Source organism: Spirosoma gilvum (assembly GCF_054776815.1).
On sequence record NZ_BAAHBH010000016.1, the window covers coordinates 148524 to 154942 of the forward strand.

General features: G+C 51.7%; 4 protein-coding genes. All 4 read right to left on the reverse strand.

What is annotated here, in order from left to right:
* Position 1 precedes the first annotated feature (1 nt).
* On the reverse strand, positions 2-1021 hold the full coding sequence (locus ACYVFD_RS31795; RefSeq protein ID WP_461094648.1) for a FecR family protein: 1020 nt from the start codon (positions 1019-1021) through the stop codon (positions 2-4).
* 21 nt (positions 1022-1042) lie between these two features.
* On the reverse strand, positions 1043-1591 hold the full coding sequence (locus tag ACYVFD_RS31800; protein WP_461094649.1) for an RNA polymerase sigma factor: 549 nt from the start codon (positions 1589-1591) through the stop codon (positions 1043-1045).
* A 282-nt stretch (positions 1592-1873) separates the two neighbouring features.
* Positions 1874-3610 (reverse strand): RagB/SusD family nutrient uptake outer membrane protein, encoded by a 1737-nt coding sequence (locus tag ACYVFD_RS31805; RefSeq protein WP_461094650.1) that lies wholly within the window; start codon positions 3608-3610, stop codon positions 1874-1876.
* A gap of 125 nt (positions 3611-3735) precedes the next feature.
* Positions 3736-6419 (reverse strand): SusC/RagA family TonB-linked outer membrane protein (locus ACYVFD_RS31810; RefSeq protein ID WP_461094651.1); only part of this gene is annotated, 2684 nt, incomplete at its 5' end.

The following is a 6419-nucleotide window of genomic DNA, read 5'->3' on the forward strand; positions in this document are numbered from 1 at the left end:
TCTAATTCGGGCAACCCTCACCATTAATAAAGATCGTAGTACCCCGACGCTCGTGAGTGGCATTTAGCGATTTGCAAACCAGATCGAGCTGCAGATAGAGTGGCAAATCGTTGAGGTCGCCGTTGAAAGCACATTTGTTTAAGGCCTGGTTTTCAACGATAAATTCAATACTATAGGCCTTGCTGAGTGTAGTCAGTACCTGTGCCAGCGGAACCCGGTCGAACACAAAACGGGTTTTGCTTTCGGGCGGTACTACCATTTGGGGTGTTTCGATTAGCCCAGGTGTCAGTTTCTGCGAGACTTTGTCGAACGTTATTTTCTGATTGGGAATCAGAATGACGCCATCACGATTGCCGTCGGATTTCTCAGTAGCCTCGTACACCGATACTTTTCCTCGGCTTACCCGCACTTCAATCGACTTATCCTCTTCGTAGGACTTCACGGTAAAACGCGTTCCGAGTACCTGCGTAACCAGATTGCCGGTATGAACGATGAACGGACGGGAGGTGTCGTGAGTAACCTCGAAGGTAGCTTCGCCCTGGAGATAAATTTCCCGCGTTTTATTGCCGAACTGTTCAGGGTAACTTAGTGTACTACGAGGGCTGAGCAGGGCATAACTGCCATCTTTCAGACTGATTTTCTCCGCTTTATTCGAGGTATTTTTTATGGTTATGTTCCCCTTCGGCTCAGCCCCTTTTTCCGCTTTTGCGCTGGTTAGTTGATGCGTATTTACTTGTTGATTAATGAAGAAACCTGCGAGGATAAAAAGTAGGATAGAAGCGGCAACCGCGCTGATTCGAAACCAACCATATCGAACCAGAAAAGGTTGTTGACCTAATGTATTGCTATAGATGCGTTTCCAGACGCGGGTTTGAAGCGCCTGCTTTTCGGTAGGGCTTAGTGTAAGCTGACTTTGCTCAATCATTCGATCCGACCACTCGCGCATCAGCGTTTCTTCGTCGGGGCTGGTTTCTCCGGCGAGGTATTTCTCGATCAGTTTATCGAAATCGTACTGGTTCATGCGATGGTGTGTTTGCGCGGATCAGTTCTGATAAATCCGGAGTTGCTCCTGAAGTACTTTGAGCGACTTAGTAATGTGGTACTCAACAGCCTTTTCGGATAGGTTAAGTTGCCGGGCAATGCTTTTTACGGGCTGATTTTCGAAGCGGCTTAGCTTAAACACCTCGCAGGTCTTTTCCGGTAATTTTTTCATGACCTCCTCCACGGCTTTCGACAGATCGGAAAATTGGACCGTTTCGTCAGTCAGCTCAGCCTGATGCAATTCGTGGAGAATAAGGTATTCCTGATACCGCCGTTGCGTGATTTTCGACTTGATGTAATTGGTCGAAAGGTGTTTGATCGATACAACCAGATAGGAGCTCAGGTGCTGAATAGTCGCTTGCTGCCGTTTGTTCCAGAGTGATTCAAATAAGTCGTGTACCAATTCTTCAGCATCTTCCCGGTTGCCTGTTTCGTGATAGGCTACACAAAATAGCTTATACCAATAGCGATTGTATATTTCCTCAAAGGCTTTTTTGTCGCCCTCTTTGAGAAAATAAGTCAATTCAACATCGGTTAGCCGTGAATTCATTGAGTTGAGTGTCTCTGTTTATGTATAGTCAATTAAGCGACTGAAATCCCTAAATAATTTTTAAAATTATGAGATAAGTACAATAGTTTATGCGTTACCAAATGCTTTTCTATCTAATGATCAACTCAGTTTAAGGAGATTCCGTAAAGCGAATAACCCGGAATTATCCTAATCATATGTTTAGTATGGGTGAATACAGGAATGCATCGCGAATTAGTAGAAAATAAAAAAGCCCAGTCTACAAGGTAGACCGGGCTTTTGAATGAATACGGATAAAAAGACTTAGTAGCCAGGATTTTGTACCAGTACATCCTTACCCTGATAGTCGATCTGGGTCTGTGGAATAGGCTGATACTCATCTCTGCCCGCCGTGAACTTAGCCCCCGAGTAAGCCGTTGGCAACAGCTTGCCTTCGTAAGCCAGGAACGAATTCAGCACCGTAGCCGCTGTACCCCAACGAACCAGATCATAGAACCGGTGGCCTTCGCCCGATAGCTCCAGCTTCCGCTCGAACTGGACCGCTGCCCGAGCCGTCGCCTTGTCGGCAAACGAGGTGTAGTTGCTGATCACGTAGTTGGCCGCTGGTTTGCCACCCTGGGTAACAAAACCCGCTGGGTTGGCCGCCCGCGTGCGAACCAGGTTGACATAGTTGGTAGCGGTCGCTAAACTACCTACTTCGACCTCACACTCAGCTGCCATCAGCAGCACATCAGCAAAACGGATGATGTTGTAGTTGATGGCTGAGTAACCATCCGTCCACGAGCTACCATCGGTCAGCACTTTATCCTGCGACTTGTAGAAAACGAACTTCTTGGGGGAGTAAGGACCCGCAAAGCTCTGGTCACGAATCCAGTCCAGACCGGGGTGAGGCTGCCAGTCCAGGTACTGGATACCCCGACGGCCAACTGACCAATCCAGACGAGGATCCACCGGACCTGCATCGGGGGTGAAGGCGGCACTCGAGGCAATACCCTGATCGGTTTTGAGCTGGTTAGCACCCGTGTTATACGAACCATCCAGCAGGGGCAGGCCTTTGGCGTCCACCCGGAAAGAGTTAGCCAGATCGAAGCTAGGCGCAAAGAAACCGCAGCAACCGGCCGGACCGTTGGAACCTGTGTTGTAAGGGAAGTTCAGGACCAGATCGGGGTTAGCATTGTCGGAGTTACCCGTGTTGGCAGCCGCCTGGATGGCGAATACCGACTCCGAACCGTTGTCTTTAGCCGCATTGAAGTTGTCCGAATAGCTGTCCAGCAATTTGTATTTCAAGCCATTGCTGGTGACCCCACTGGCGATGACCTGATCAAACAGGGCCTTAGCTTCGGCATACTTCTTCTCGTAGAGGTACGTCTTGGCCAAATACGACATAGCCGCCCACTTGTTGGCCCGGCCCACCGACGACTGCGTAGCAGGCAGGTTGTCCTGAGCGAACTTGAAATCGGCTTCGATCTTAGGCCAGATGTCTGCGTTGTTAGCTACTTTCTCGATGCCGGTGCCATAGTCGACGGTCTCATCGATGAAGGGCACCATGTTGAAGTTGCGTTTGAGCTCGAAGTAATAGTGACCACGAAGGAAGCGAGCTTCGGCTTGTAACTCAGTTTTGTCAGCCGCTGTGACATCGGAACCGGCTGTGCCCAGCGAGCGGAGCACGGAGTTGCAGCGGGCCACGCCTTCGTACATGGCATTCCACTTGGCGTTGACCTCGCCACTGGAGGGCAGCAGCTGGTAAGTCTCGTAGGGAGTCAGGGCGTTAAAGTCGCCCGAGTTGGAGCCTTTGTTGGCTTCGCCCCCCGATACGCTACCCCGTACCCAGTTGAAGGAAGAGGCCGACTGGGAGAAGCCCCGGGCGTTGAGCTGGGCGTAGGCGCCCATCAGCAGTCCATCCAGACCCGCTTTGGTGGTCAGCTGGGCGCTGGAAAGCTGTCCGGTGGCGGGCACTTCCAGGAATTTGTCAGAACAGGCAAAGGAGACGGCCGTCAGCATGATGGCGGTCAGCGTGCCTTTGGTAATCAGTGTTTTCATTGTGCGTATATGCCTTAGAAATGATAAGGAATAAGAGTCTTTTCAATAACCCAGTGACTCTTTTTTGTTTGTACTTAAGTTAATCTATAAACGAACAGGAGTCACTGGGTTGTATCTTGCTAAGCTTAGAAACCGAAGCTTAGGCCTACGTTATAGCCACGTTGTACCGGATAGTTTCCGATGTCGATGCCAAAGTTGGTATCAGCCGAGCCACCTACACCTGGGTCAAGACCGCTGTACTTGGTGATGGTGAACAGGTTCGTAGCGGACAACGATATACGCAGCCGGTTCAGATTTGCCTTGCTGAGGATCGTCGATGGGAGTGTATACCCCAGGGTCAGGTACTGCATCCGCGCATACGAGCCGTTCTCGACGTAGTAGGAGTTAGGCTGGGTGTTGGTGCTGAAGTTGGACGCACTCTCGAAAATGGGCACCGTCGTGTTGGTATGGTCTGGCAGCCATGAATCTTTTACCCGAGCACTAACAGCGGCCCCCGTAAACGAAGGATAGAAGTCGGTAAACCAGCGCTGGTTGTTGAAGATGCTGTTGCCCAGGGAAGTGTACAGGTTGGTGTTCAGATCGAAGCCTTTGTACTTCAAGGTCAGGGTGATACTACCCGTCATCTTCGGAATGGGGCTACCCAGGTACTGCCGGTCGTTGGCATCGATTTTACCGTTGCCATCCGTATCAGCATAGCGGAAACGGCCAGGACCCGCGCCTTCCTGCGTTGGGGCAGCGGCTACTTCTTCCTTGCTGTTGAACAGACCAATCACTTTGTAGCCGTAGAACGAGGACAGGTCATGACCGGGCTCGTTACGAACCACGTTACCGCTCAGACGGGTACCCCCACCGTAGAAGTAAGGCACCAGCGGGTCGATTGATATGATCTTGTTGTTGAGCAAACCGGCAATGGCTGTTACTTCATACGAAAGGCCATTGCTGATGTTACCCCGGTTGGTGACCAGGATGTCGATCCCTTCGTTACGCATGCTGGCCAGGTTCTTAAAGGGAGCCCCCGACCGCACACCGACTACGCCGGGTAGGGCCAGTTGATAGAGCAGGTCCTTGGTATCCCGGCGCCAGAAATCAAGCACCACTTCGAGTTTGTTGTTGAAGAAGGCTCCGTCGATACCGATGTTGCTGGTCACGTTGGTTTCCCATTTGGCCGTAGCATTTCCAATCTGAGTACGATAGAAACCAGATGCAATCGAGTTGTTGGTTCCATTGATATCGTATCCCTGGCTGGCATCGCCCCCATATAAATTGTATTGGTTAGTGGCACTCAGGAAGTTGGAGTTACCCATGGTACCATACCCCCCCCGAATTTTCAGATCCGATACCCAGGGCAGGTTCTTCATGAACTCTTCCGAGGACAGACGCCAGGCGGCCGACACGGCCGGGAATACCCCGTAGCGGTTCGAAGCGGCAAACTGCGAGGAACCATCCCGACGCACGACGCCCGTGATGATGTACTTATCATTATAGGTATAGCGCACCTGACCGAACAGCGAGTAGAACTTATTACCCAGCCCATAGCCACTGCCCACCTGGCGAGTGGCACCCGGCGTGGTGGTGCTGATGGTTACGTAGTTGGGATCGGTCGAGAAGGGATTCTGACCCGAGCCGTTGATATTCCGTCCGGCGCCCGTATTCAAGGCTTCGATACCAGCCAAAGCGTCGATGTCATGAATGCCAAACTTCTGCTTGAAGTGGGCCGTGTTGGTAAAGGTCCAAGTGAGTCCGTAGCCAGCACCTTCGCTATAGGTGTAAGTCGTGTTGTTTTCCGAGTTTTCGTACTGCACCCGACCGTAGCTATTTGCGTAGCTGGTGTAATAGGCTCCACCAAGGCTGCTGCGCAGGGTCAGCGATGGAATCACATCATACTCCAGGTAGGCATTACCGAACCCGAAAATGTTGAAATTGCTGTCATTAGCCCGTTGTTGGCGGTCAGCTACGGCATTGTGAGGGTTGTTGAAGCCCGGAGCGGCCGTACCCGCATAGCCACCAAACGAGTTATACACCGGAATAATCGGTGGGGTACGGAATGCGGTCAATACTTCATTTTCGTCCGACGACGACGACGAGTTGTTGTTGGTCGAGTTACCCAGAATGCTACCAACACCCCCCAGCGTACCTTTAGTACGGATATACGCCAATTGGAAGTTTTCGCCAAAGCGGAGCTTCTTGGTAACGTCAAACTCGGTATTGGCCCGCAGGGTATAACGGGAGTAGTCATTAAAAATAACGATACCGGCCTGCTGCTGCATACCCAATGCTATGTAGTACCGACTCGATTCGGTACCACCCGAGAAACCAAGGTTGTGGCGCATCAGGGGAGCAACCCGGGTGATCTCTTTGTACCAGTTGGTGCCTGCCTTGTTCGACGGAATGACGTTATAAATAGCGCCGTTAGCCGAGTTGACGTTGTACTTGGCGGCTTCCGCGGTCAAATCCACCTGCGAAGCCGACAAACCCGAACGGCTACCCACCAGCAGGTAATCAGGTAATACGGGTGTAGCCCCTTCGCCATACTGACCACCGGCTAAGCCTTTGAAATCGTTGGTGGGGTAGGTGCCCTGGTAGATGTCATTCTTACGGGCCTGCCAGGTCCAGTCGGCCTGCTCCTGTGGGTTTAGGATCGGTAAGCTCTTGCCGGGATCGGTAGCGCCATACAGACCATCGTAGCTCACGCTCAGCTTCTGAGCCCGACGTTGACCTTTCTTGGTGGTGATGACAATCACACCCGAAGCGGCCCGTGCTCCATAGATCGAAGCCGAAGCGGCATCTTTCAGGACGGTAGTGGTTTCAA